At 52.1% G+C, this 25,107-nt stretch carries 20 protein-coding genes; 1 reads left to right on the top strand and 19 read right to left on the bottom strand.

What is annotated here, in order from left to right:
• Positions 1-235: 235 nt before the first annotated feature.
• The 16 genes from HY768_07240 to HY768_07165 form a co-directional block, all read right to left on the bottom strand.
• On the bottom strand, positions 236-601 hold the full coding sequence (locus HY768_07240) for a hypothetical protein (protein ID MBI4727003.1): 366 nt from the start codon (positions 599-601) through the stop codon (positions 236-238).
• Between the two features lie 573 nt (positions 602-1,174).
• Positions 1,175-1,642 carry a hypothetical protein gene (locus tag HY768_07235; GenBank protein ID MBI4727002.1) on the bottom strand — a complete coding sequence of 156 codons (468 nt, stop codon included), beginning with the start codon at positions 1,640-1,642 and terminating at the stop codon, positions 1,175-1,177.
• A 324-nt stretch (positions 1,643-1,966) separates the two neighbouring features.
• Complete coding sequence (locus HY768_07230; GenBank protein MBI4727001.1) at positions 1,967-2,473, bottom strand: LptE family protein; 507 nt, start codon at positions 2,471-2,473, stop codon at positions 1,967-1,969.
• The gene (rlmD, locus tag HY768_07225) at positions 2,474-3,805 is read right to left on the bottom strand and encodes a 23S rRNA (uracil(1939)-C(5))-methyltransferase RlmD (protein ID MBI4727000.1); all 1,332 of its coding nucleotides are present in this window, start codon (positions 3,803-3,805) and stop codon (positions 2,474-2,476) included.
• Entirely contained in the window at positions 3,799-4,263 is a 465-nt protein-coding gene (gene rimI / locus HY768_07220; GenBank protein MBI4726999.1) for a ribosomal protein S18-alanine N-acetyltransferase, read from the bottom strand. The genes rlmD and rimI overlap by 7 nt, the downstream gene beginning before the upstream one ends.
• Entirely contained in the window at positions 4,256-4,936 is a 681-nt protein-coding gene (tsaB, locus tag HY768_07215; protein MBI4726998.1) for a tRNA (adenosine(37)-N6)-threonylcarbamoyltransferase complex dimerization subunit type 1 TsaB, read from the bottom strand. Before tsaB ends, rimI begins: the two co-directional genes overlap by 8 nt.
• A complete protein-coding gene (gene tsaE / locus HY768_07210; protein MBI4726997.1) occupies positions 4,917-5,384 on the bottom strand; it encodes a tRNA (adenosine(37)-N6)-threonylcarbamoyltransferase complex ATPase subunit type 1 TsaE in 468 nt (155 codons plus the stop codon). The genes tsaB and tsaE overlap by 20 nt, the downstream gene beginning before the upstream one ends.
• Before the next feature lie 48 nt (positions 5,385-5,432).
• Positions 5,433-7,739, bottom strand: coding sequence for a DEAD/DEAH box helicase family protein (locus HY768_07205; GenBank protein ID MBI4726996.1), 2,307 nt, complete (start codon positions 7,737-7,739; stop codon positions 5,433-5,435).
• Positions 7,736-8,632 carry a putative DNA binding domain-containing protein gene (locus HY768_07200; protein MBI4726995.1) on the bottom strand — a complete coding sequence of 299 codons (897 nt, stop codon included), beginning with the start codon at positions 8,630-8,632 and terminating at the stop codon, positions 7,736-7,738. The genes HY768_07205 and HY768_07200 overlap by 4 nt, the downstream gene beginning before the upstream one ends.
• 1 nt (position 8,633) lies before the next feature.
• Positions 8,634-9,725, bottom strand: a complete 1,092-nt coding sequence (locus HY768_07195) for a restriction endonuclease subunit S (protein MBI4726994.1) — start codon at positions 9,723-9,725, stop codon at positions 8,634-8,636.
• Positions 9,722-11,176, bottom strand: coding sequence for an N-6 DNA methylase (locus HY768_07190; GenBank protein ID MBI4726993.1), 1,455 nt, complete (start codon positions 11,174-11,176; stop codon positions 9,722-9,724). The genes HY768_07195 and HY768_07190 overlap by 4 nt, the downstream gene beginning before the upstream one ends.
• 76 nt (positions 11,177-11,252) lie before the next feature.
• Entirely contained in the window at positions 11,253-12,812 is a 1,560-nt protein-coding gene (locus tag HY768_07185; GenBank protein MBI4726992.1) for a response regulator, read from the bottom strand.
• 9 nt (positions 12,813-12,821) lie between these two features.
• Positions 12,822-14,093 carry a HAMP domain-containing histidine kinase gene (locus HY768_07180; protein ID MBI4726991.1) on the bottom strand — a complete coding sequence of 424 codons (1,272 nt, stop codon included), beginning with the start codon at positions 14,091-14,093 and terminating at the stop codon, positions 12,822-12,824.
• 148 nt (positions 14,094-14,241) lie between these two features.
• Positions 14,242-18,477 carry a GAF domain-containing protein gene (locus HY768_07175; GenBank protein MBI4726990.1) on the bottom strand — a complete coding sequence of 1,412 codons (4,236 nt, stop codon included), beginning with the start codon at positions 18,475-18,477 and terminating at the stop codon, positions 14,242-14,244.
• Positions 18,470-21,382 (bottom strand): PAS domain S-box protein, encoded by a 2,913-nt coding sequence (locus tag HY768_07170; GenBank protein ID MBI4726989.1) that lies wholly within the window; start codon positions 21,380-21,382, stop codon positions 18,470-18,472. The genes HY768_07175 and HY768_07170 overlap by 8 nt, the downstream gene beginning before the upstream one ends.
• Entirely contained in the window at positions 21,340-21,735 is a 396-nt protein-coding gene (locus tag HY768_07165; protein ID MBI4726988.1) for a hypothetical protein, read from the bottom strand. The genes HY768_07170 and HY768_07165 overlap by 43 nt, the downstream gene beginning before the upstream one ends.
• A gap of 218 nt (positions 21,736-21,953) precedes the next feature.
• Between HY768_07165 and HY768_07160 the strand changes: the two genes are divergently transcribed.
• The gene (locus HY768_07160) at positions 21,954-22,244 is read left to right on the top strand and encodes a hypothetical protein (protein ID MBI4726987.1); all 291 of its coding nucleotides are present in this window, start codon (positions 21,954-21,956) and stop codon (positions 22,242-22,244) included.
• A gap of 47 nt (positions 22,245-22,291) precedes the next feature.
• On the opposite strand, the gene HY768_07155 is transcribed toward HY768_07160, so the two are convergent.
• The 3 genes from HY768_07155 to miaA form a co-directional block, all read right to left on the bottom strand.
• On the bottom strand, positions 22,292-23,023 hold the full coding sequence (locus HY768_07155; protein ID MBI4726986.1) for an amino acid ABC transporter substrate-binding protein: 732 nt from the start codon (positions 23,021-23,023) through the stop codon (positions 22,292-22,294).
• A complete protein-coding gene (gene purD / locus HY768_07150) occupies positions 23,020-24,291 on the bottom strand; it encodes a phosphoribosylamine--glycine ligase (protein ID MBI4726985.1) in 1,272 nt (423 codons plus the stop codon). Before purD ends, HY768_07155 begins: the two co-directional genes overlap by 4 nt.
• 145 nt (positions 24,292-24,436) lie before the next feature.
• Positions 24,437-25,107 (bottom strand): tRNA (adenosine(37)-N6)-dimethylallyltransferase MiaA (gene miaA / locus HY768_07145; GenBank protein ID MBI4726984.1); only part of this gene is annotated, 671 nt, incomplete at its 5' end.

Here is a 25,107-nt window from a genome sequence, read left to right as displayed (position 1 = left end):
CCAATCGTTTGATCTTCTTCATACCGGAAGTTTACCATATTTTTACCGGGGTTGCTATCAAAGAACTCGTTTACTGCCAACTACTTCAGCTCGCCACCAAGTTCGATTTTACCCACACTCATTGGAGAAGAGCCAACGTTTCAAATCGTTTAAACCCTTTCGTCTGTAAGGCACGGTGCCCCGCTCAGGGCAGGCTATTCAAACAATTCAAACGTATTATGGCTCCCGTGTCCAGTTAGCTTGAGCAGGCTTTCTTTGCCCTCGGCCCCTTCTTCCCTCCGGTCTTCCACGACTTAAGCCCGAACTCCTCTAACTTGTCGTTCTTCTTGGTATACTTGGCGTAGATTAAAGAGGTCAGTTGGGATTCTACCTCTGTCATCTCCTTGATTGCCGAATTCAGTTCTTCGGTGATCTGGTGCAGGGCCGCCTTGGCCAGTTCCTGTTTGGCGTCAATGTCGGCTATCTTGGCGGCCTGGGTTAGGAACGGCTTGACTATCTGCTGATCTGCGGCCGAGGCGAAATCCGCCTTGTTTTTTTCCAAACCCAGGCCCCGCGCCGTCAGCGCGTTGATGGTTTTGCTGAAATCCTTGGGCAATGGCATGGTTTTTTCTCCTTGTGGTTTATGGTTTAGACCTCTCCACTTCGTTTGCCTGCTTAAAAGCATTACTCAGTGGAAGCCTGCCCTCTCAAAATTAATTTTAGGGGAGGGTGTCCGGCTTGGTGATCCCCTTTTATTTCAGCGATACCATAAATGATATCGCTGGATATTCATCAACCCCGATAAATCGGGGTCCCGGCTCAGGCCGCTACTGCGGTCTTGATGAAACCAAGCGATAGACTTCAGGCTATCGCAAAATGAATGTCCGAGGCGGTCAAAACAAAAAGGCCCCGCGCCTTCCGTTTAAGGAAAGCGCGAAGCCTTAGTATTTACCACGCCCTCTTTTTTATTTAAGAGAGTGTTATAATGTGTGTGTGTGTGTGTGTTGCAAGAATCATGCCAACACAACCTATTTTATTTCGGAGTTCCATTTTAATGCTTTTGTTGTTTTGCTTTAAAAGCTTGTCCAGAGTTAGGCCCCGTGTTTTGCAGCCGAATGGATATCCGCTCCCCAAAGCTACGATGCAAGGTATCATAAAACCATGTCGCTTGTCAATATCCTTATGCAGATTTTTTTCAAGGCATTCCTATATGAACCTTTATTTTTTCCACTTCGGTTTTGTCGGCTTTTTGGACGTCCAGCCGGTCCAATCTGGCATTCATAACCACCCCCTCCTCGTCGTTCCTCCGCACAATATGCAAGACCTCATCCAAAGCCGTCATCACTTTATTATGGTCGTTTTTGGTAACCATATTCTCTTTTATCCATTCTATATCTTCGGTGTTTTTCAAAGTCTGTACGGCCAGTTTGCCTATGGATTGTTTGACGCTGCTCATGTCGGTTTTAAGCGCGGACACGTCCTGCTTGAGAACATGGACATCGTCCCTGACTGCTTTCAGTTCATTCTTGGTCGCCATATCCTTGCGCAGGCCGGCTTCCATTTTGGCCATATCCTGGCGCAGGCCGGTTTCTAATTTGACAATATCAGCCTTGGTGGCCGGCTGTTGGTTGAGATCGGCGACGTTTTTAGTTTGTGCTTTCATGACTTTTTCTTTTCGTTCATAAAGCATGCCCTGTTAAAAATACGATGAAGACATGCGTTAGGCCCCGCTTGTGGCAAAAGCAGCCCCCTTATATTTCCACCGAACCATGCCTTGCAATCGAATGGATATCCGCTCCCCACAGCTACGATGTAAGGCTATCATAAAATCCTGCGTTTGTCAATACCTTTTCGCGGAATTTTTGCAGAATTTTGCATAAAATTTCCGCAGTCATTTTAGCGCCTGTCCCAGCCTGTTTACCCCAGTTTACCCCGCAGCATGCGGTGGGTGGCGCGATTCCATGGTAAGTCCTTTAGTTTTCTGAGTCTACCAGTTCTCAAAAGCCTGTCTTACTATCTCCTCGGCCAGCTTGTCCGAGGCTTTCCCGATCCCCGCGCTTTCTTCTTCCCGACCCGGCAGATAGGTGCTCCAGGCGCTTAAGGCAAGGTTCTCCCAGAGGACCTTGCCTTGGTCGTTCTTAACTATCACCGCCGCCGTGATGGTGATCTTGTATTCCGAAACCACTTCCTGGGCGCTGTATTTAAGAGGATCTCGGCTGTAGCTTTTGATCTCTATGGCCATCATTCCTTCGGACTTCTCGGGTTCCGCCAGCTTCACCGAACCGTCCCTGGTGATGGCGGCCATTACCGACTTGGTGATCAGGTCCGGCAGCCTGTAATCTCCCGTGGCATTGGCGGCTACCGGCACCCCCAGGGTTTTAAACGGCAGCCGGCCGCTATGAAAAGAGTAGCAGCCCGACAAGCCCAGCAATAACAGCCACCCCGGCCAAACCAAGCGGCTACCGGGCGGCTGTTTTTTATTTTCACTTTTCATTCATCTCCTTTGTAAAACTGCCAGGGTTTCTATGTGATAGGTCTGGGGGAACATGTCGGCCAGATAAAGGCCTGCTATCTGATAATCCGTTTTCATGATTTCCTTCAGATCGCGGGCCAGGGTGGCCGGATCACAGGAAAGGTAAGCGATTTTTTGAGGTTTAAGCCGGTCCAGCCCCCTGATCACTTCAGGCTTCAGCCCGCTGCGAGGCGGATCGCAGACCACGGCGTCGGCCTGCTGCACTTTTTCCAAAAGGGCCTCGGCCGGCCCGGCCATAAACTCGGCATTAGCGATCCCGTTCAGCCGGGCGCTGTCCCTGGCATCATCCACCGCCTGGGCCGAAGATTCTATTCCCACCACCTTTCCCGTCATTAAGGCCAACTGCAGGGAGATGGCCCCGGCCCCGCAATAAAGGTCCACCGCCTGCTGCTGCCGGGTCAGCTGCAGTTCCTCCTTTATCAGCCGGTACAAGGCTCCGGCCAACGGCTGGTTTACCTGCCAGAAAGATCCGGCCGACAGCCGGTATTTGATCCCGTCCAATTCTTCCTCCATCCGGCTTTCCCCGGATAACAGCCTCCATTCTTTTCCCAGAATAGTATTACCCGGCTCGGCATTCAGGTTAAGCCAGACCGAACCCACCCGGGGAATGGCGGACAATAATTTTATCACCTCCGGATATATTTTGTCCTTAGTGCAGACCAGGGTCAAGGACATTTTATCCTGATGCTGGCCGTAACGGAGGATCAGGTGCCTTAATATTCCGCTGTTGGTCAACTCATCATAGCCAGGCACCTTTGCCATCAGAAGGATCTCCCTGGCTTGCATAAAAACCTGGTTCAAACGGGGATGAATGATGGGGCATTCTTCGATCGGCACCACCTGGTGACTGCCCTGGCGGTAATAGCCTATAATCAATTTTTCTTTGGACTGGGCCACCGGATACTGGGCCTTGTTGCGGTAATGCCAGGGGGAACCTTCGGCCAGGACTTTGATTCCGGCATTCTTGATCCCGCCGATCCGGGCCAGGGTCTGTTCCAGTACCGTTTTTTTATGCTCCAGCTGATGGGGGTGATCCAGCATCTGCCACTGGCAGCTTCCGCAGTCCCCAAAGTGCGGGCAGGCCGGCTTGATCCGCTGTTCCCCGGGACTAACAATGGATATTATCGAAGCCCGGCAGTATTTCTGGTGGGCGTCAAATACTTTGACCCGCGCTTTGTCGCCGGGCAGTCCGTAAGGTACGAATACCGTTTGTCCCAGGTGCCGTCCCACCGCATCCCCGCCGCAGGCCAGGCTGTCCAATCCGAGTTCAAGGATCTCTCCCTGTTTCAGCATGCCTGGTCCTCATCCAGCCGGGCCAGCAGCACCAGGGCGTCTTCATCCTGATAGTACTTTTTACGGACGGCCATTTCTTTGAAATTGAATTTGTGATAAAGGTTTATAGCCGTCTTGTTTGAGGCCCTGACCTCCAGAGTAACGGTCCGGCAGCCTTTTTTCTTGACGTCTTCAATCATCCGTTCCAAGATCATGCTTCCGTACCCCCGCCCTTTCAAGCCTGGGCTGACCGCCAGGTTGCCCAGATGAAACTCGTCCAGTACTATCCAGCCGATGCCGTAGCCAATTGTCTGAGAGTCCAGGGTAAGCGCTAGGGAGTACTTGCCAGAATCTTCCTCCAACTCCTGCCGGAACATGACCTCGCTCCAGGGATCGGAAAAGCTGGCCTGCTCTATGGCCAAAACTTCGGACAGACGGCCTTCGGTCATTCTTTCGAATTCTAATTTCTTTTCAGACATGTGACTTGACTACGGCATCGGAGGGCCGGATGTAAAATGCGTCCAATTCTTCGGCCGGGACAAAGTTTTCTTCTTGCCTTTTTTTTATGGCCAGCTTGACCAGGCCGCTGATCTCGGGGCCGTTGGGACAAGCTTCATCAATCTGTAATTGGGGATAGGAGCCGGAGATCAATTCCCGGTAAGCCAGGGCTCCGCTGCCAAATATTTTTGTTTGGGGAGGAAGTTGGGAAAGCCAGGTCCGGGGTTCCACCACCTGATAGGACGAGATTATCTGGCTGACGCCTTTTTCTGAACGATACAAGGCGGTATAGACCTGGCCTTTTTTGGCGTCTAGCATCGGGGATATATTCCCCGTAAATCCTTCCGGCAGACTGGCCATGACGTCCAGGGTGTTCAGCGATAGAAGTTTTATGCTGCTTCCCATCGCCAAGCCCTGGGCAAAGGAGATCCCCACCCGCAGGCCGGTGAACGAACCCGGCCCCGCCGTAACCGCCAGCCAGTTTATATCCGATAGGTTCAACTTGGCGGCGGATAATATTTTCCCCAATTCCTCAGGCAATATTTCAGCCTGCCTGTTTCCCGCCTGTTGTAACACCGAGGCCAGGACTTTTCCCGCCCGGCAAACCGCCAGGTTAAGCCAGGGGCCGCTGGTGTCAATTATTAAACCTGTCATTCCAATTTTTCCCTGATGCTTTTAACTCGATCTTCCGGGTCTGCTGGTCCAGCCTGGTCAAAAATATATCCAGCCGCTGGGACGGCAGGATATCGCGGATCCGCTCCGGCCATTCTATGATGGAAATTCCCTGGCCGTAAAGATAATCGGTGATGCCGATCTCTTCGGCCTGGGCTGAGTTGCCTAAACGGTACAGGTCCAGATGATAGATGTCGTAAATGCCCCGATACTCGTGAATCAATCCGTAACTGGGGCTGACCGCGATCTCCTTTGACTGCAGGCCCTGGCAGATTCCCTGGGCCAAAGTCGTCTTGCCGGCGCCCAGATCGCCCCACAGGCAGACCACATCGCCGGGCAATAAGCGGACGGCCAGGCTTTGGCCAAAGGTCTGGGTCTGTTCGGCGGAGTTGGTGGTGGTTATATTTGAAAGAGTTAACTTGTTTTTCATTTTAGTCATTTAACTGGATACAACTATTGTATACACTTATAATTCTCTTTACATAGATTGTAATTGTGTTTTCATATACAAATGTTTCTGAAAACCTAGAAATGTATCTCTAATTTTTTCTACTCCACCCAGCAATTCCGCAGCTTCGGCAATGGCATTGTATTTTAAATTTAGCAAATCCGGCAATTTTTCCTGATTCAATTCCTCTACGCCTGACTCGATGTATTTTGACAGCACAAATTCTAAAAACTCTTTTTGCCGATTATCCAAGCCTTCAAATATTTTGTTTTGGGCCAGGGCCACCCTTTTTTCGCGGGTTATTGGTTTAATGGCAAATGAAATATATTCCAATACATCGAACAGGTCGCTTTTTTCGGCATTAATCAGCAATTGTAGCGCCGTAAGTTCATTTACCCCGTAACCGGCTGCCGCCAATCTTTCCAAGAATGCTTTACGAGTGACTGGATTTGACCAGATGGTCCTTAACTCATCCTCACTTTTAAAAAACTCCGGCATAGCACCGAATAAATTATGTATAAACTGCTCCGCCGATATCGGTTTACCGTCTGCGCCCCAAAAGGAAGTTGAGATCATATGCTGTATTTCACGAGCCTTGCCGTCGCCCAGTTTTATTTTTAACCTTTCCCGGGGCGGGTAAGGAGGACGAGGCTCACCGATTCCCCCTGGTGGGATTTTGCCCGGTTTTTCGGTTGTTTCATCTATCGGCTCGCCGTCCCATTCGGGATCCATAAAGTGTTTATAAGCATCTACAAAATCGTAAATGGTAAAATACTCTTTACCGTCAAAAAGCCTGGTTCCGCGTCCAATAATCTGTTTGAATTCTATGATTGAATTTATCGGGCGCATCAGTATAATATTACGAATATTGCGGGCATCAACTCCGGTGGATAATTTTTGAGAAGTAGTAAGAATGGTCGGAATGGTTTTTTCGTTGTCCTGGAACTCCCGCAGATACTGCTCGCCCAGCAAACCGTCATTGGCGGTAACCCTGACGCAATAATTGGGGTCCTTGCTTTCCTTGTTCTGGTTCACCAGATCCCGCACCGCCAAAGCATGATCCTGAGTGGCACAAAATACGATCGCTTTTTCTTTTTGGTTGATATCATTCAAAAAAATCTGCACCCTCTTGGCCTCGCGTTCCCGAATCTCGATGATTTTGTTGAAATCCGGTTCGGTGTATATTTTCCCCTCTTCTACTTCGCCTTCTATGATTTTATCATCCGAAGTGTAAACATAATCATCCAGCGTGGTTTTAATGCGTTTAACTTTGAACGGCGTCAAAAAGCCGTCATTGATGCCCTCCTTTAGCGAATATACATAAACCGGATCGCCGAAATATCTGTAAGTGTCAACATTATCCCGGCGTTTGGGCGTGGCCGTAAGACCCAACTGAACGGCCGGCAAAAAATATTCCATAATGGCCCGCCAATTGCCTTCATCATTGGCCCCGCCGCGATGGCACTCGTCAATGATTATGAAATCGAAATAATCCGCCGGATATTCCCCGAAATATGGCGTGTTATCCGGGCCGCTCATGAAAGTCTGAAAGATGGTGAAAAATATATTGCCGTTGGTGGGAACAGCCCCCGTTCTCCGTATTTCGCCGGGCTTGATCCGCACCAGAACGCCGTCAGGGAAAGCCGAAAATGTATTGAACGCCTGGTCTGCCAGAATATTCCTGTCGGCCATAAATAGTATGCGGGGACGCAGTCCGCCATCGCGCTTTAGGTTCCAGCGGGCATGAAATAGTTTCCAGGCTATCTGAAAGGCGATGAATGTCTTGCCGGTGCCGGTGGCCAGGGTCAAAAGAATCCTCTGTTTTTCTTCGGCAATGGCGCGCATGGCGTTATTTACGGCGATTTCCTGATAATAACGGATTTTCTTGGAACCGCCGATGTCCTCAAACGGTATGGCGTTGAATTTATCTTGCCAATGGTTTTGGCCGGAAAATGTCTTGCTCCAAAGTTCTTGCGGGGTGGGAAATGCCGAAACATTGCCTTCTTTGCCGCTTTTCATGGAGATCTGGTATATCTCATTGCCGTTGGCGGCATAGCAATAATCAATATTCATTTTTCCGGCATAGGTTTTAGCCTGGGCCACCCCCTCGCCCACCGATTTGGTAACGCTTTTGGCTTCGATCACCGCCAATTTGCGATTGTTATATACCAGGATATAATCGGCAATCATGGGCTTGGCCCGGGTTCCGCCCGGTTGAATCTTGCCGTCCGTAATATGATATTCCTCCCGGAGGATTTTCGTCCCCTCTACCACGCCCCAGCCGGCGGCTTTAAGCAATGGGTCTATTAATTCAGCCCTGGTCTCGGCTTCGTTCATTCGCTATCCCCCTGTTTCACCGAATAATATTTCTGTTTGGGGCTTCTGGGTTTTCCGGGAATTGTAGGATGAAGCAAATCCTGGTTAATAAGCGGATTTAAAATGTCTTTCCGGAAATATTCCCTGTTAGTTATTTTTATATGTTTTTGAATTTCCGTTCGCGTTCTTGGCGTTTGACAATATTTAAGTATCAGTTTTATCCTATCGTCTTGCATGGCAACTTGCGTGGTATCTTGCATGGCAGCATGCCTGGTGACTTGCGGGGCGGCTTGGGGGGTAATGGGTATTATTATTTTGGCTTTTTTATAAAGCTGGGCGCTTTTTATCATCTCCAAATCGTCCAGATCCGACCAAATGTGGTCCGGCTTCTGGTTAACCGCTAATTTCCTGGCTCTAACGATCAAGTCTTTCCTCAGATCGCCAATGGCAACAAAGGGATAGATATTGTTTTCGGTATATGATGTCTGCTTGCGAATATAAAGAGCCGTTACCAGGGTTGAATTATCGGTAATATTGAAATCGCCATCCTCGTTGCGGTCGAATATTTTGCCGTTGCAACGGTGGACTTGTGAACTTTCGGGCACAAAAATATAGATAACGGTTTTGCCGTCAATTACCGCCTCCTCCGCCGTAAGATAGTATGACGGATTTATTTTTTGCGGGTTATTGATGCCGGTGGCAAAATCCTTTTTTATCTGCTCCACCCGGTCTTTGTCAACCCCGGAAATAACGCCGTTGTCTTTTACGCCAAGCAGCAACTCGCCGCCTGACCGGTTAAGGAATGCGCTGACTGTTTCGTAAACATCTTTGCTTAAGGCGCTTTTGCATTCTTTGAACTCAACCCGCAACCCTTCGCCCTGTTTAATCAGTTCTCTAATTTTTCGTTCCAGCATCTTACAATTCCCCGTTAAAAGCCATTTGCAGAATGGATTTCTTTAGTTCCTCCAAATCGGCCAGCTTTTGGGCGTAAATGGCCTCCAATTTTTTTGTTTGGGCGGAAAGAGCGTCGAGTTTGGCGACGATAGCACATTGTTTTGCGATATTTGGACAAGACACAGAAAAATCCTCTATTTGTGCTTTATTTATTGAATTAAATACTGCACCGGTATTACCGACAATTTCACTTTCATGCTTAACCAGAAAGTTGAATAAATATTCTTTGTCAATCAGTTTTGTCGCCCTTATCGCCGCAAGACCACGCCCAATACATATTTTTTGCGTCGCAAAGTTAACCGGACCGACAGGCGCACGAACCGACATTAATATATCGCCAGCCTGGGCTACCTTTGTTATTTCGGTTGTCCAAGTTGTAGGCTTGCCAATGAACTTGTCGGTAAATTCCTTTTTACCCTGATAAAAAGGCAAACCTTTGCCAGAGTTATTGTAATATTTACCTTTCGGAGATTGCCCGGCTATAACTTTGCATACCTCCCCCAGCCTTTTCTCTTCCCAATCCTTGCCAGGCTTGGCAAACACGCCGTTTAAATACGACTCAAAAAGCTCTTTTGAATCGGCCAGGTTCTTCTCAGCGTTTTCCTTGGCTTTGGCAATTGCGGCAAAGGCTTTGTCCAACTTGGCAACAATGCGGCGTTGTTCGGAAAGCGGGGGAACTTCAACATCAATAGAATATACTTCATTACGATTTATTCCGGGTTTAACTCCTTTTGCTAAGCGTGGTAACTCAAGATCATCTAAAAGATGATAGATGTATTTCAAATCATATTTCTTTTGATCAAAAGTAACAAAATAAGTAACATCCAGTGGCCAAAACATTTTTTCAGTAAGATTGATTTCACCAGCTGATCCCTTTCGACCTACTACAATGCTTTGCTCATTATAATAATACTCATTGGTTCTATCTATTACCCCATTTGCACCATAAACAGGATATTTCCCATTGAATTTCCTTTTTTCTTCTGGCAATGGCTTTCCGTATTCCAAATTTAATATTTCACCAAGCTTTTTTATTTGCCAAGCGGTCTTCATACCAACCCTCTGATTTTCCCTAAAATACCTGCTGTTTCCTTATCCAACCTTCTCATTTCCTGCAAAATCGCTTCCGGCTGGCGCAAAGCCTTCTCATCCTTCTTATTCGGGTTCTTCACCGAAAGATCAAAAGTTTCCTTATCCACCTTTGTAATATCCACCGTCCAAGAGTTCTTGGAATCTTCCTTTTTCTTCTGCAATTTCAAAAACTCGGCCAGGTCATTTTCGTTAAGCGGATTGGTTTTCCCCAAATTCCTTCCCAAATTTAGCTGGTAATACCAAATCTTGCGGGTGGGCGCGCCCTTTTCAAAAAACAGCGCCACCGTCTTCACTCCCGCCCCGCTGAATACCCCGCCGGGCAGGTCCAGCACCGTATGCAGGTTGCAGTTTTCCAAAAGCAGCTTACGCAAGGAAACGGATGCATTATCGGTATTGGACAAAAAGGTGTTTTTGATGATAATGCCGGCCTTGCCACCGGCTTTGAGGATTTTTATAAAATGCTGGAGGAATAAAAAAGCGGTTTCGCCGGTCTTTATGGGAAAGTTCTGCTGAACCTCGGCCCGTTCCTTGCCGCCGAACGGCGGATTGGCCAAAACCACATCGTAGCGGTCTTTTTCCTGGATGTCGGCCAGGTTTTCGGCCAAAGTATTGGTGTGAATAATATTCGGGGCTTCTATACCATGCAATATCATGTTCATGATGCCGATGATATAGGCTAAGGATTTTTTCTCCTTGCCATGAAAGGTGCTTTTCTGCAGGACCGTCATGTCCTTTGTGGACAATTCCCTGTTGGTTTTCAGATATTCAAAGGCTTCGCATAAAAAGCCCGCCGAGCCCACGGCCCCGTCGTATATTTTTTCGCCTATTTTTGGGTTTACCACTTTTATTATGGTTTTGATCAGCGGGCGGGGCGTATAATACTCGCCGCCGTTGCGCCCGGCGCTGCCCATATTTTTGATCTTATCCTCGTACAAGTGTGACATTTCATGTTTTTCCACCCGGGAACGGAAGCGGAGCTCGTCAATTTTATTTATCACTTCCCGCATATTGTAGCCGCTTTGGATCTTGTTTTTCAGCTCGCTGAATATCTCGCCTATCTTGTATTCAATGGTATCGGCGCTCTCGGCGCTTGTTTTGAATTTTTTAAGGTAGGGAAACAGCTTGTGATCAACAAAATCCTTGAGATCATCGCCGCCGAGGGCTTTGTGGTGGTCCAGCTTGTCGTCCTGGCCTTTGGGCATGGCCCAAATGTCCCAGCGGTAGTCCTTGCTGATGGTGGCCTGGTATGGTTTGCCCGACAACTCGGCCGTGGCTTTTTTGTCTTTTTCCAGATCGTCCAAGTACTTCAAAAACAGGATCCACGAAGTCTGTTCCACATAATCCAGTTCGCTGCTGCAGCCAGCGTCCTTGTGCAGGATGTCGTCTATGTTTTTAAAAGCCTGCTCGAACATTTTTAATATACCTTAAATTATTACTGGATTCCCGGTTTCTCGGGTATGACAAAAGGTATTGCATCAAGATTTACCTTCACTTCGGCGTCAACCGGCACACCGGCAGGATCATCTCCTCCATTGATATTCCGCCATGCTGAAAAGTCCCTTCATACCGCTTGCGGTATTCTTCAAACTTGGTGGGATAGACCAGATAGTAATCCTCCTTGGCCACCAAGTACTGCAAACCGGTAAAATCCTCGGGCAGCATATATTCCAGGGGATTTTTTATCCACAACGTCTGGCGCGGATCGCAGGAGATGTTGGTGCCGGACTTATAGCGCAGATTGGCGCTGGTGTCCCGGCCGGCCTGGATGGCGGCGGCCCGCCGGCCTTGCAGCGAGCCGTGATCGGTGGTTACTATCACCTGGCGTTTCTGCCGGGCCGCCTGCTGCAGGATGTTCAGCACGTCGGAATTGGCGAACCAGGTGCGGGTCAGGGACCGGAAGGCCTTTTCGTCCGGAGCGATCTCCTGCAGCACCAACGACTCGGCCCGGGAGTGGACCAGGATGTCCATGAAGTTGACCACCACCGCCGCCAGCGAAACATTCTGCCAGGAGCCGAAGACCTTCTTCAGTTCGTGGCCCTCGTCGATATTGTATATTTTGGAATAACGGAAATCGGAGGGGTGAGGAACCTTCAGCCTTTGCAGTTGCAGTTCCAAAAGTTTATGCTCGTGACGGTTCAAGCTGGCCTCGCCGGCATGCCCTCCTTTTTCCCAGTACTGGGGATAATTTTTGGCCAGCTGTGAAGGATACAATCCGCTGAAGATGGCGTTGCGGGAATAAGGGGTAGCGGTGGGCAGGATGGAGCAATAGTGCTCCCGCTTGATGTCAAACCACTCCTTTAAATAAGGCTCCAGCAGCAGCCACTGATCCAGCCGCATGCAGTCCAATACCAGCAGCAGGCATTTTTGATTGTTTTTCAGAACCGGAAGAATATAGCGCTCCACCAGATCCGGGGAAAGGATCGGACGGGATGCGCCGTGCAGCCAGTGAATGTAATTTTCCTCGATGAACCGCCCGAACTCCAGGTTGGCTTCCTTGGTGATGTCCTCGTGGCTCTGGTGCAGCCCCTGATCCGGCAACTCGGATAATCGAAGATCCCATTCGGTCAGCATCTGATAATGGCGGCACCAGCCCTGCCAGTCTAACGATGGGTAATCGAAATCCCGCAGGTCGTTCAACTGGGACAGGTATTCCTTGCTGGCCTGCCCCTCCACCAGATGGCGCGATTCCAGCACCCTCCGGCAGGAGGCCAGCACCTGGGCCGGGTTCAGCGGCTTCAGCAAAAAGTCGTCGATCTTCTGGCCCAGGGCCTGTTCCACCAGTTCCTCCTTCTCGTTCTTGGTGGCCATGATGGCCGGAAGCTCCGGCCTTAAGTGGCGCAGGGCGGACAAGGTGGCCAGGCCGTCCATCCCCGGCATCATCTCGTCCAGCAGCGCCAGGTCAAAATCATGTTCCTTGACCCTGACCAGCGCTTCCTCGCCCGAAGCCGCCGGGATCACGATAAAGCCCTTGTCCTGCAGTAAAAGGATCTGGGACTTCAGCAGATCTATTTCATCGTCCACCCAAAGTATTTTATACGGTCGTTCCATTGTCGTCTCTTATAGCGTTTTTGATTTGGAAGGCAGGGGCAGATTTATGACAAAGGCAGTGCCGGCCCCGGGCCGGCTGAACAGCAGCCTGATCCTTCCTCCGTGGTAATCCTCGATGATCCTTTTGACTAAGGAAAGCCCCAGGCCCCAGCCCACCGCCTTGGTGGTGAAGCCGGGCCGGAATATTTTGGACTGGTTCTTGGGATTTATCCCCCGGCCGTTGTCCTCCACCATGATCTCTAATTTTTGCCCGTTGCGGGCAACCTTGACCTTGATCAGCCCGCCCGGGCTTTCAATGGCGTCGATAGCGTTTTTTATCAGGTTCTCCACCGCCCATAAAAACAGCTCGGCGTTCAGGGCCGCTTCGCAGGGCTGCTGATAGCTCTCTTCAAAAGCAATATCCTTGCCCAGGTTGGCCGCCCGGCGCCGAAAATAATCCACCGCTTCGGTTATTACCTGGGTGACCTCCACCGGCTGCAGCTTGGGAATTGACCCGATCTGGTTGAAACGGGCCAGCGCCCGGTTGAGATGGGCCAGATCCTTTTCCATTTCGGGCACGGCATCGGCGGCCGGATGCCCCCCCTCTTTGAGCAGGGCCAGCCAGCCCATCAGCGAGGAGATGGGCGTGCCCAGCTGATGGGCCGCCTCCTTGGCCAGGCCCACCCATACCGCCCGTTCCTCGTTGATCTTGATGGTGCGGAAGCCGATGAAACCGATCCAGACGAACAGAGCCACCACCACTAACTGGATGATGGGGATGAACCTCAGTTCCCTTAAAACACTTGGCTTTCCGTAGTGGACGGTGACCACGTTGTTGGAGTCCTGGCCCAGGGTCATGATGATGGGCTGGTTCTGATGGTCCAGTTCTCCGATAGCTTTTTTCAGTTGATAGAAAGGCTCTTCGGGCGTCAGCTTTTCCCAGCGCCCGGCCACTTCGGCGGGAATGACCTGCTGGTCGAACTCTGCTCCTTTGACATCGATCCCCCGCCAGGCGATGGGCAGGCCCTGGCGGTCGGTCACCACCACCGGAAAATTGATGTTCTGAATGACCTCTTCAAATATTATTCCGGTCTCGGGCGATTCTCCGGCCGGCTCGGGCAGGGCGGCGGTCATGCAGAACCTGGCGAACACCCGGGACATGATCCGGGGCTCGGATTCCAGCCTTTTGATCAGCCCCACCGTGTAGACCAGCGACGCCGCCACCAGCAGCAGCGCCCCTATAAAAAGATACGCCCGCCATACCTGAGACCAGCGGGAATGAGGCTTGATGAACGAAGCCATTGATCTGATTCCTTATATCAAAATGTGATGGAACCGCTAAAGCCGTAATTGGCGCTGCAATTTTATAAGCGTGCTACGATCTCAGAAGCTCAATTAACCTTCGGCGTATATCTGCGATAATCAGCGGCTAATGCCCGGCGCCTTCAGACTACTGCTTCACCAGATCGCGCCCGCCGGCCTTGGCTTTATACAGGCACTTGTCCGCATAGTCAATCAGCTCCTCCTTCTCCGAGCCGTTCTCGGGATAACTGGAGACTCCCAGGCTGACCGTGATACTGGGCAGCGGCTTATTCTGGGGATCGGACAGTGCTTGTTTTTTAACCGCCAGCCTGATCCGCTCGGCCAGCATCACCGCTTCTTTTTTGCCGGTTTCGGGCAGCACCAGCATAAACTCCTCGCCCCCGTAACGGGCCACCAGATCCACCTCCCGGGCCTGCTGTTTTAGAATCTCGGTCACCGTTTTCAGCACCAGGTCGCCCACCGGATGGCCGAACTTGTCGTTGAATTCCTTGAAATGATCGATATCCAGCATGAGCAAAGAAAGCGGATGATTGTAGCGCTTGGCCCGGTTGAGCTCCCGTTCAAAAAAGCCTTGGAAGTACCGGTGGTTATTCGCTCCGGTCAAGCCGTCGGTCACGGCCAGCTGCTCGGCCTCCTGGTACAGCCTGGCGTTTTCCACCGCCACCGAAAGCTGGGTGGCCAGGGTGGTCAGCAGTTTCAGGTCCAGCCGGTCAAAATCATTTAAGACATCGCTCTCCACGTTGATCACCCCTATCACCCGGTCCTTCAGTTTCAGCGGCACCGCCATCTCCGACCTAGTGTTTTGGTCTATGCAGATGTATTCCGGATTCCGGCTGACGTCGTTGACTATCGCCGCTTCCCCGGTCAGGGCCGCCCGGCCGGTGATGCCTTCGCTGCCGATCTTCAACCTCCGGCCGGTTTCTTTGACCTGATCCGGATATCCCAGGCTGGCCATCAGCTCCAACGTTTCCCGGCGGGGATCGGCCAGCAAAATAGATATCTTTGAGTATCCGAAAGTATCCTTGAGAATCGCGCAAACCTGCAGCAGCAGATCGTGAAGCTGCAGGGTGGAACTGACGGCGGCTCCCACGTTGTGCAGGGCCGAAAGGTCGCGGAGGTTGCGCTGGGATTCCTCGTAGAGGCTTTTAGCCTGTCCGTACAGCCGGGCGTTGTCCATGGCCACCCCCAGCTGGTTGGCCAGGGTGGATAAAAGCTGGGCGTCCGACTGGTCAAAGGCGTTCAGCTTGTCGTCCTCAATGCTCAGCACCCCTATAATTTTGTCTTCGCGTTTGATGGGAACGGCTATTTCCGAAAGCACCCTGGGGTCGCCCGCCACGTAAAGCGGTTCCTGCCGGACATCGGGAATTATCAGGGGCCGGCCCTTTTCGGCCACCCATCCCACCACGCTGTTGCCGCCCACCGTAAAATGGACCTGCTCCAGTTCGTGTTCGTAGCCGCTCTGTCCGCCCACGAACAGGCTGCCGGTGATAGGCTCCACCTCAAAGATGGCCACCTTCAGGTAATGAAGCTTTTCTTTGATCAGATTGACCACGCTTTCAAGAAGCTTTTGCTTCTCCAGTTCCGAGGAGATGATGGTGCCGATTTCGTAAAGCACCGAAAGCTCTGCGATCCTGTTCTGGGCGTCAAGATAGTGGGTGGCGTTTTGGATGGCCAGCGCCGCGGTGTTGGCAAAGGCTTCTAAAGACCGGATTTTCTTTTTATCGGGAACCCTGCCGTCCGAAGGCTTCTCGATCTGAATTAACGCCAGCAGCTGGCGGCTCTTGGAATAAAGCGGGGCTAAAATCCGGCTGCCCTCCTGCCAAAGCCCTGAATCGTCCGGTTGGTTGCCGGGCCTGCCTTTTGCCTGGTCTTGCTCCGGGACTGGGACCAGAAAGGAAGCGCTGATCCGGTAATCCGGCCGCATCAACGGGGTTATCTGGGACAAGGGCAGTTTGTTTTGCTGCATTTCCTGGAATTCTTCCGGAGAAATTCCCGCGGCCGCCTGGTGGATCAGATTAAGGCCGTCGGGTTCGGCGCTGCTGATCAGCACCCGGTCAAAACCAAGGCTGGTCCTGATGCCTTCCACTATCACCGAAAGGATCTCCTCCAGTTTTAATGAGGAGAGAATGGCGCTGGAAAGGTACTGCAGGGTGGAAAGCTCGGTATTCACGTCGATCTGGCGTTTCAGGGCCAGGTTGAGCCGGCTTTTCTCTTCGGAAAGCTCATCTTGTTTTATTTTAATTTGGCCGAACAGATTGGCGTTTTTCCAGGCCACCGCCGCCTGGTTGGCGAACAGCCAAGCCACCTCCAACTCCCGGAAATTAAACCCGGCCGAGACCTTCCTTCCTATCACCATCACCGCCTCGCTGCGGCCATCAACCAACAGGGGAACCACCAGCACCGCTTCCGAATCGTCGCTGGTCCCGGCCACATGAACCGTCCGGGAATCGCGGGCGGTATCGGGAATGATCTCCGGCCGGCCGGACCGGGCAATGTTTCCGGTTATGCCTTCATCCATGGAAAAGGGGGGGTCGGCCATGATCTCGTCCCGATAGGGGCCTAAAGCCAGCAGCGGGGCCAGGATCCTGTTGTTCCAGTCCGCTTTGTAGAGGGCCAGACGTTGAAAGGGAATCAAGCGTTCGATCTCCCGGGAAATTTTGGAAAGCACCTCGTCTATCTGCAACGTTCCCAGCAGCAGGCCGCCGGTTCCCAGCAGCGCTTTTTGGGCCGAGGCCCGGCTGTCCAACGCGGACACCAGTTCGGTCTGCTCTAATGCCGTGGCAATAGTGTTTCCCATAATCTGGGCCAGTTGCAGTTGTTCCTCGCTGAATGTCCGGTGGTTTCCCGAATAATTATTGATGCTCAACACTCCCAAGAGCTGCGCTTTGGCCTGAAGCGGCACCACGATCGAGGCCCCCAACTTTTCCTTCTCCGGCAAAGCAGCGAACCTGGGATCGTTTCCCAGATCGGCGGTTATCACCGGCTCCATATTTTCGACCACCCAGCCGGCCAATCCCTGGCCCGATTTAAGCCTGGGCTGTTGTTCGGTTTCATCCGAAAGCCCCCGGGCCGCTTTTATCACCAGATCGCCGGTGGCCGGATCAATCAGCATCAGGGAAATGACATCGGCGGGGATGATGCCGCTGATTTTCTCGAGACTCAGCGTCATCACTTCGTTTTCGTCGGAAGCATTGATAACAGCCTGGCTAAGCTGATGCAGGGCGGAAAGTTCTTTGATCTTTTGCTGGGCCAGCTGCTCCAGCCGGAGCTTTTGGATGACCGCCGCCGCCTGATTGGCGAAATTTTCCAAAAGCCGGATTCTATCCGGGTCAAAACCGTCAATGACGGCGCTTTCGATGTCCAGCGCCCCGATGATTTTATTTTGGAATTTAAGAGGCAAGGCCAATTCGGAACGGCAGCCGCTTACCGTTTCCAGATACCGTTTCTCTTTGCTGACATCGGGAACATACAGGGTCTTTCCCTGGGCCGCCACCCAGCCGGTTATCCCCTCCCGTCCGATGGCGATCCGGGTATCCCTGATCGCTTGGGCCCGGTATCCCACCGCGGCCTTGAGGTACAGGTATTTATTATCCTGATCTGATAGCAGTATGGCGCAATTCAGGTAGCCGAAGGTTTCCTTGATCAGCCAGGGTATCTTCTGCAGCAGTTTGTCCAGGTCGGTCTCGGTTACTGCGGCTTTGCTCAATTGATGCAGGGCTTCGGCTTCTTTGGCCTTTTGCCGGGCGGCCGCCTGCAGCCGGGAATTTTCCAAAGCCACCGCCGCATAGCCGGCTATGGACGCCAGCAATTCCTGATGGCCCGGATTATAGGCGCCGGCCTGGCGGTAATTCTGAACGGCGATCATTCCCAGAGTATGCCCCTTAAGCCGGATGGGAACCCCCAGCCAGGAAAGCGCCGGCTGGCCGCTAGTTTTTACCGTCTGTCCTTTTATCTTCCGTTCCTCATTCCTTATCAGCAGCGGTTTGCCGGATTCTAGCACTAATTCGATCAGCCCGTGGGCCCGGGTTTTTCGGGATTTGGGAGCCTGTTTGCCGTCCTCGATCTCGTAAACAAACTCCACCGCCTTTTCCTGCCGGTGCCACAGGGCCACGTAAAAATTCCGGGCATCCAGCAAACGGCTGACCTCTCGGTGCAGCCGGGGCCAAAGATGGTCCAGGTCCATTACCCGGGCCAGGGACTGGGCGATCCGGCTAAGCGCCGAGATTTCATCCAATCTTTTTTTCAAGCGCCGGGCTTCGGAGGAACTCGCCCGGTCCGGCCTTTTTAAAGGCCGGTTTTTTATTCGAACGATCCGCCCGGTCCGGCGGCCTGGGCCGGCGGCATTAGTTTTGTTTTTATCCATGGGTTTCCTGATGGAGTTTGATGAATGTTTTTACAATCTCCTCGTCAAACTGGGCCCCGGCCGCTTCCTGCAGCCGGTTGATGGCCACTTTCAGGTCAAAGGCCTTGCGGTAGGGACGATCCGAGGTCATGGCCTCAAAGGCGTCGGCCACCGCTATGATTCTGGCCTCCAGGGGAATGTCATCGCCCTTGATGCCCTGGGGATATCCCGACCCGTCGTAATGCTCGTGATGGCTGTGAATAATTGGAGCCAGATGGAGCAACGACTCCACTTCGGCCACCAGATGGCTGCCGATCACCGGATGCAGTTTTACCTCCTGGTATTCGTGGTCGGACAACAGGCTGGGTTTGGTCAGTATCTCGTCCCGGATGGCCAGCTTGCCGATGTCGTGCAGCAGCGAGCTGAAATCTATCAGCTTCACCTGCTCCTCCGGAAGCTTAAGCTGGCGGGCGATGTTCAGGGCGTGATAACGGACGTTCTCGGAATGGCCCTTGGTGTATGGGTCCTTGGCGTCCATGGCCGCCACGAAGGCTTTTAGGGTGCTGTAATAACTGCGCTCCAGATCGCTGTAAAGCCTGAAATTATCTACGGCCACGGCCGCCTGATTGGCAAAAAGTTCCAGCAGGCGCACCGTTTCCAGGCCGGGGATTTTTCCGTCCACCGGCTCGTCCACCGTCAGATAACCGATATGCTTTTCCTTGACCGTCAGGGGCACCAGCAGCACGTCGGCCGGATGCCAGTCGCCGCTAGGCTGATATCGCTTGTTTATCAGTTTGATGGAAAAATCAACCCCCGGCGCATCATGGGGAATAAAATATGAATTGCTGTAGCGGTACTTTTTGTTGAATATTTTCTCTAATTTTTCGGCCTTAGCCGGAGCGGCCCTGAGGATCGCCTGGGCTTCCTTGTTGGTCATGCCGAAATGGGCGATATGGCTGTTGCCTCCCTCCTCGTTTTTAAGCACCAGCGCCGCCCGGGCAAACAAACCGGTGCCCGCTATTCCCTCCATGGTCAGGTCTAATTTTTTCTGGATGCCCCCGGCCCGGGCCACCTGCAGGCTGACCCGGAACAGGTCGGACAGTTTGTTTTTTTCGTTAAGCAGCGCTTCTTCGGCCTGCTGCCGCTCGGTAATATCCTCTATCGTTCCTTCGTAACAAGTGACATTCCCCTGGCCGTCCCTTACCGCCCGGGCGTTTTCGCTGATTATCAGGATTTTACCGTCGGGCCGTTTCCAGCGGGCCTCAAAACCCAGCGCCTGGCCGTCCCGCTCCATCAGTTCCTTGAACCGGCGGCGGGTGTTGACGTCCATATAACCGGATTTGTTCAGATCCAACTTTATCACCTGCTCCAGGCTTTCAAATCCCAGCATTTTAACCAGGGCCGGATTGGCCAGCAATACCTTTCCCTCAGGGGTGGTGCGGTAAATGCCCTCCACGATGCCTTCAAACAACTGGCTATATTTGCGCTCCGACTCGGCCAGCTTCCGCTCGGCCAGTCTCTGCTCCGTTATATCCTCAACCGTCCCCTCGTAATAAATAATTTTTCCCGATAGATCCTTGACCGCGTGGGCGTTTTCCCTGACCACCAGAATGGAGCCGTCCTTCTTCCTCCATTCGTTTATCCAGTTGTTTACCTGTCCCTTTTGGCTCATTTCCTCGACAAATTTCCGCCGCATATTCGGATCAAAATATCCCTCCTTCTGGATGTCCCTGGCCATCAGTTCATCCAGGCTGGCGAATCCCAGCATTTTGACTATGGCCTGATTGGCCAGTAGTATTTTCCCCTCCGGGGTAGTGCGGTAAATGCCCTCGGCCATGCCTTCCAGCACCTGCTGATATTTCATTTCCGTTTCCGCCAGTTTCCGCTCAGCCTCTTTTCGTTCGGTGATATCCAGGGCCATTCCCAAACCGGATTGCTGGCCGCCAAACTGGGTCAGGATTCCAGCAAAATTAACCCAGCGCGCCTGGCCGTCTTTGCGGATTATTTTGAACTCATAGTTGGCCGGAACATTTTCCCCCCTCTGCCGGGCCAGGCCCCGCTGTTTTACCAGATCCCGGTAGTCGGGATGGATCAAATCCCAGAAATTAAGGTCAAGACTTTCGGCCGGACTGTAGCCAGTAAGAGCCTGGCAGGCGGGATTGACATAGATGAACTTTTCCCGGTAGGCAAAAATGCTGGCCGGGCTGGCCTCGGCCAGCAACCGGAAACGGGCCTCGCTTTCGGCCATGGCCAGTTCGGCTTTTCTGCGCCAAGCGATGTTGCGTCCCACCATCACAATGTTAGCGGGCCGCCCTTCAATGCCGGGCAACAGGCTGGCGGAATATTCCAGCGGGAACCGTTCGTTTTTGGCGTTTACCGCATTCAACGGAACATCGATCAGTTCTTCGTGATCCAGGGTCTTTTGGAAATTGCGAAGGGCCAGGTCCCGGTCATCCGGGGCGATAAAGGCGGAAAAATTCTGGCCCATCAATTCATCCCGGGAATTAAGGCCCAGCAGTTCTATGGCCTTGCCGTTGACCTCGGTAAAATTGCCGCTGAGGTCGGTGATGAAGACGGCGTCCGGGGTGGCGGCAAAGATGTTTTTGATGAGATCCCGTTCCTTTTCCAAGTCCTCCCGGGCTTTCAACAGCTGGCGGTTTTTTGATCCCAGCTCCGCCATATCCTGCCGGATGGTGCCGGCCATCTGGTTGAAGGCCGAAATCAGGCGGCCCAATTCGTCTTTTCTTTTTAAATTTATCCGGTGGTCGTAGTTGCTTTTAACCAATTGATCGGCGCCCTCGATCAAGGCCTCGATGGGCTTTCCCAGGTACCGGGCCACTAACCAGCCGGAGGTTAGGCAAACCGCCAATCCCAGGAAAAGGATCAGGTAGTTGAATAGGCTGGTGCGGCGGTAAATTGAAAGCATCTCATCTTCGTAAAAAGCTGCCTGGGATTGGCCTGGTAAAGGGCTATGGCTTCGCTGGCCGCCAGGCCTCCGGCCCTGCCCAGCGGGGTGGCTACGTTATCGTAAACAACCACATAGGCCAGGTCCTTGCGGTCATTGAACTGGTTCAAATAATATTCCAGCGCCGAAAAATCATTGCCCAGCAGCGACTGCTGAACGCTCAGGCTCAGCATTTCGGCCATGGTCCCGGCATGGGAATTAAGCGCGGCCCGGCAGGCCTTGCCCTCCCAAAAACTGTGATTAAGGAAAATGCCGACCGCCATAAGCCCGGCCACTAAAGCCGTGATCAGCCCTATCTTAAAAGAAATTTTCATGATTCGGTTATAAAACTATAGTTTTGCACTTATATAGTTCTCCCTGAAAAACCCGCTAAACACTCCTGCCTATGCCGAAGCGGCTACGCGCAGGCAGGCGAAAAAGCGCGAAATGTTGAATTCAGAATATTACTTTAACATATTTTGTGATCAACAGGTTATGGATTTTCTGAGTTTTCGCGTTTTTCGCGTTTTTCGTGCCTGCGCGCTGAAGCGCTTTGGCGCGCAAGCGTGGGAAAAGGGTCTTTTTCAGTGGCAACTATATAGGCATTAAGGATGGTTTGTCAGCCTGTTTGCAAGCCTTTTCAAAGGGTGGAATATTATTCCTCTCTAATGCTGTTGCCCGCGAAAGGCACAAAGATAGCGGTCATTTCTACATTGTTGGCGGTCATTTCTACGCTGTTGGCGGTCATTTCTACGCTGTTGGCGGTCATTTCTACGCTGTTGGCGGTCATTTCTACGCTGTTGGCGGTATTTCTACGCTGTTGGCGGTATTTCTACGCTGTTAGATAGTCCGGAAATCATTCCAAACAGGTTAAAAAGTGCAAAACTATAGTTATAAAAGCCATTTTATATACAATTTTTTTAAAAAACCCTCCTTTTCCAGGTCCCCCAAAATGGCGCTTATCCTGGATATCAGCGCCGAACTGCTTTTGCCGGCCGCTATCGCCAGGCCGCAGGAGGCAAAGGGAGGAAAGGGTATCAGATAATCGGGATTTTCCTTCAGATAAATGCGCGATGACAGGTAGTCGTTGAACACCGCATCCACCTCGCCATTTTTAAGGGCGGCAAAGCTCTGTTCGGTGCTCAGATACTCCTTGTATTTAAAGCCGAGCTTCAGCCCGTTTTCCCTGGCAAAATCGTTTCCGGTCGCCTTCTCCTTGACCGCCACCGTCAAGCCCTTTAAATCGTCAAGCGAACCGATTTTTTTGCCTGTTTTTCTCGCCACCACCACCAATCCGGTTTTGAGATACCAACTGCTTAAGGCGTATTTTTTCTCCCGGGCTTTGGTGGAATGTAGCGCGGCTATGGCCAGCCGGCAACTGCCGTCATCCAGCGAGGGAAAGATCTGCCTGAAATCCATCTGCTTCCATTGGAACTTAACCCCCAGCCTTTTGGCAATTTCGTTGCCCAGCTCAATGTCATAGCCGATCAGTTTCCCCTCCCGGTCCTTAAACTGGAAAGGCTTGTAATTGCCGGTGGCCACCGCCAGGGTCTTTTGCGCCTGGGCCGGAAGCCAAGCGAAAAAGAACAGCGGCAGCAAAAAAACAAAAAAACTTTTTTTCATTTTCCTGTCCTCCTTCTTCCTATGTCTTTCCGGTAGTGCATCCCGGAAAAATCTATCTTCTCTAGCGCCCGATAACCTTTGGCCAGGGCTTGTTCCAAATCATCCCCCACGGCGGAAACCCCCAGCACCCGGCCGCCGGCCGTCACTAATTTATTGTTGCTAACAGCTGTTCCGGCTTGGAATATTTTGATATCAGGGTCCTCCCCTGCCTTTTCCAAACCTGAGATCTCAAAACCTTTCTGATATTTTCCGGGATATCCGCCGGAGGCGGCCACGATGCAAGCGGCGCTTTGGCCGGACCATTTGATTTCATCCGGCTTCAGGCGGCCCTCGGCGCAGGACAGCAGGATCTCCGCCAGATCCGATTGCAAAAGCCTCAGATAGCTCTGGGTCTCGGGATCGCCGAAACGGGCGTTGAACTCCAGCGCTTTAAAGCCCTGGGGCGTGTAGACCAATCCCGGAAACAGACAGCCCCGAAACGGCGCGCCGAAATCCGACATTGCTTTAAGCGCCGGGGTCACGATGGCGTTCTTGATTTGATACATCATCTCCGGGGTCACCCAGCCCACCGGCGCGTAGCTGCCCATGCCGCCGGTGTTAGGCCCCAGATCGCCGTCAAACGCCTGTTTATGGTCTTGCGAAGCGGGGAAAAGCGCCGTCTGGCTGCCGTCGCAAAAAGCGTGGATGGACGCTTCCGGCCCTCCCAGGAATTCTTCTATGATGACCTGATCTCCGGAGGCCCCGAAGATCTTTTTCACCATGGCAGAGTGCAGGGCGGCTTGGGCCTCTTCGGCATCACGGCAGATGATCGCGCCCTTGCCCAAAGCCAGTCCGCTGGCCTTGATTACCAGGGGGTATCTTTGACCCTTAAGATAATTCAGGGCCTTTTTATGATCTTCAAAGACGGCATACTCGGCGGTAGGAATGCCGGCCCGCCGCATCAGCTCCTTGGAGAAAGCCTTGGAAGCCTCTATTTGCGCGGCTTTTTGGGTGGGCCCGAATATTTTTAAGCCTTTTTCCTGGAAAACATCGGCTACGCCGGCGGCCAGACAATCATCCGGGCCAACCACGGTAAGATCAATGGCATTCTTCAGGGCAAAATCAGCCAGACCGGCAATGTCATCGGCCTTTATATCCAGACAATCGCCCAACTCCGCCAGCCCGGGGTTTCCCGGGGCGCAATATATTTTTTTTACCAAAGGGCTTTGGGCCAGTTTCCAGCCCAGGGCGTGTTCCCGGCCGCCCGAACCGATTAACAGTATCTTCATTGAATTTTAATATTTTTTCACCACCAAGACACTAGCCTGCCATGAGCTGAGTCGCAGGGGCACAAAAATAACAATTCACAATTTACGATTCACGATTTGGCTCGGTGTCTTAGTGCCTTTGTGGCAGAACGGCTACGACTTTTGGTTAAACCGATATTTTATTGGCGATATCTTCGGGACTTTCGTTTGACAGGCAGTTTATCCATTGCTGATAATTCATTTTGCGGAACCATGTAAGCTGCCGTTTGGCGTAATGCCTGGTGTTCCTTTTGATCAGGCGAACAGCTTCCGCCAGGTCTGTTTTTCCCGAAAGGCAGGCCATCAGTTCCCGATAACCCACCGTCTGCATTCCGGGTGAGTCCGGCCCGTAGCCTCGTTTTAACAGGCCTTTCACTTCATCCAGCAGGCCCCGGGCCATCATAAAGTCAAGCCGGGTCTCGATCCTTTGATAGAGCGTTTTCCGGTCCAGGTCCAACACTATTAGTCTATAGTTCCTGGCGTCCCCGGCGCGCTTTTCCTTGAACCAAAGGCTCAATGGTTTCCCGGTAAGCGTAAAGACCTCCAGTGCCCTGACGATCCGCACCCCGTCGTTGACGCCGAGTCTCTGGGCGGTTTCCGGGTCGCATTCGGCCAGTTTTTTAAACAAGGCCTGATTTCCCCTGGTCCCGGAAAGGTTTTTGAGTTCCCGGCGGATACCGGGATCGGCCGCAGGGATATTGACCAGCCCTTCGATTAATGCCCTTAGGTACAGGCCGGAACCGCCGACCACGATGTAGGGCTGCCAGATTTTATCCAGTTCATCCATCGTCCGCCGGG

The sequence above is a fragment of the candidate division TA06 bacterium genome (genome assembly GCA_016208585.1).
GTDB lineage: Bacteria > Edwardsbacteria > AC1 > AC1 > EtOH8 > UBA5202.
The sequence above is the reverse complement of the archived record's forward strand: the minus strand, read 5'-3'. Positions and strand labels throughout refer to the sequence as shown.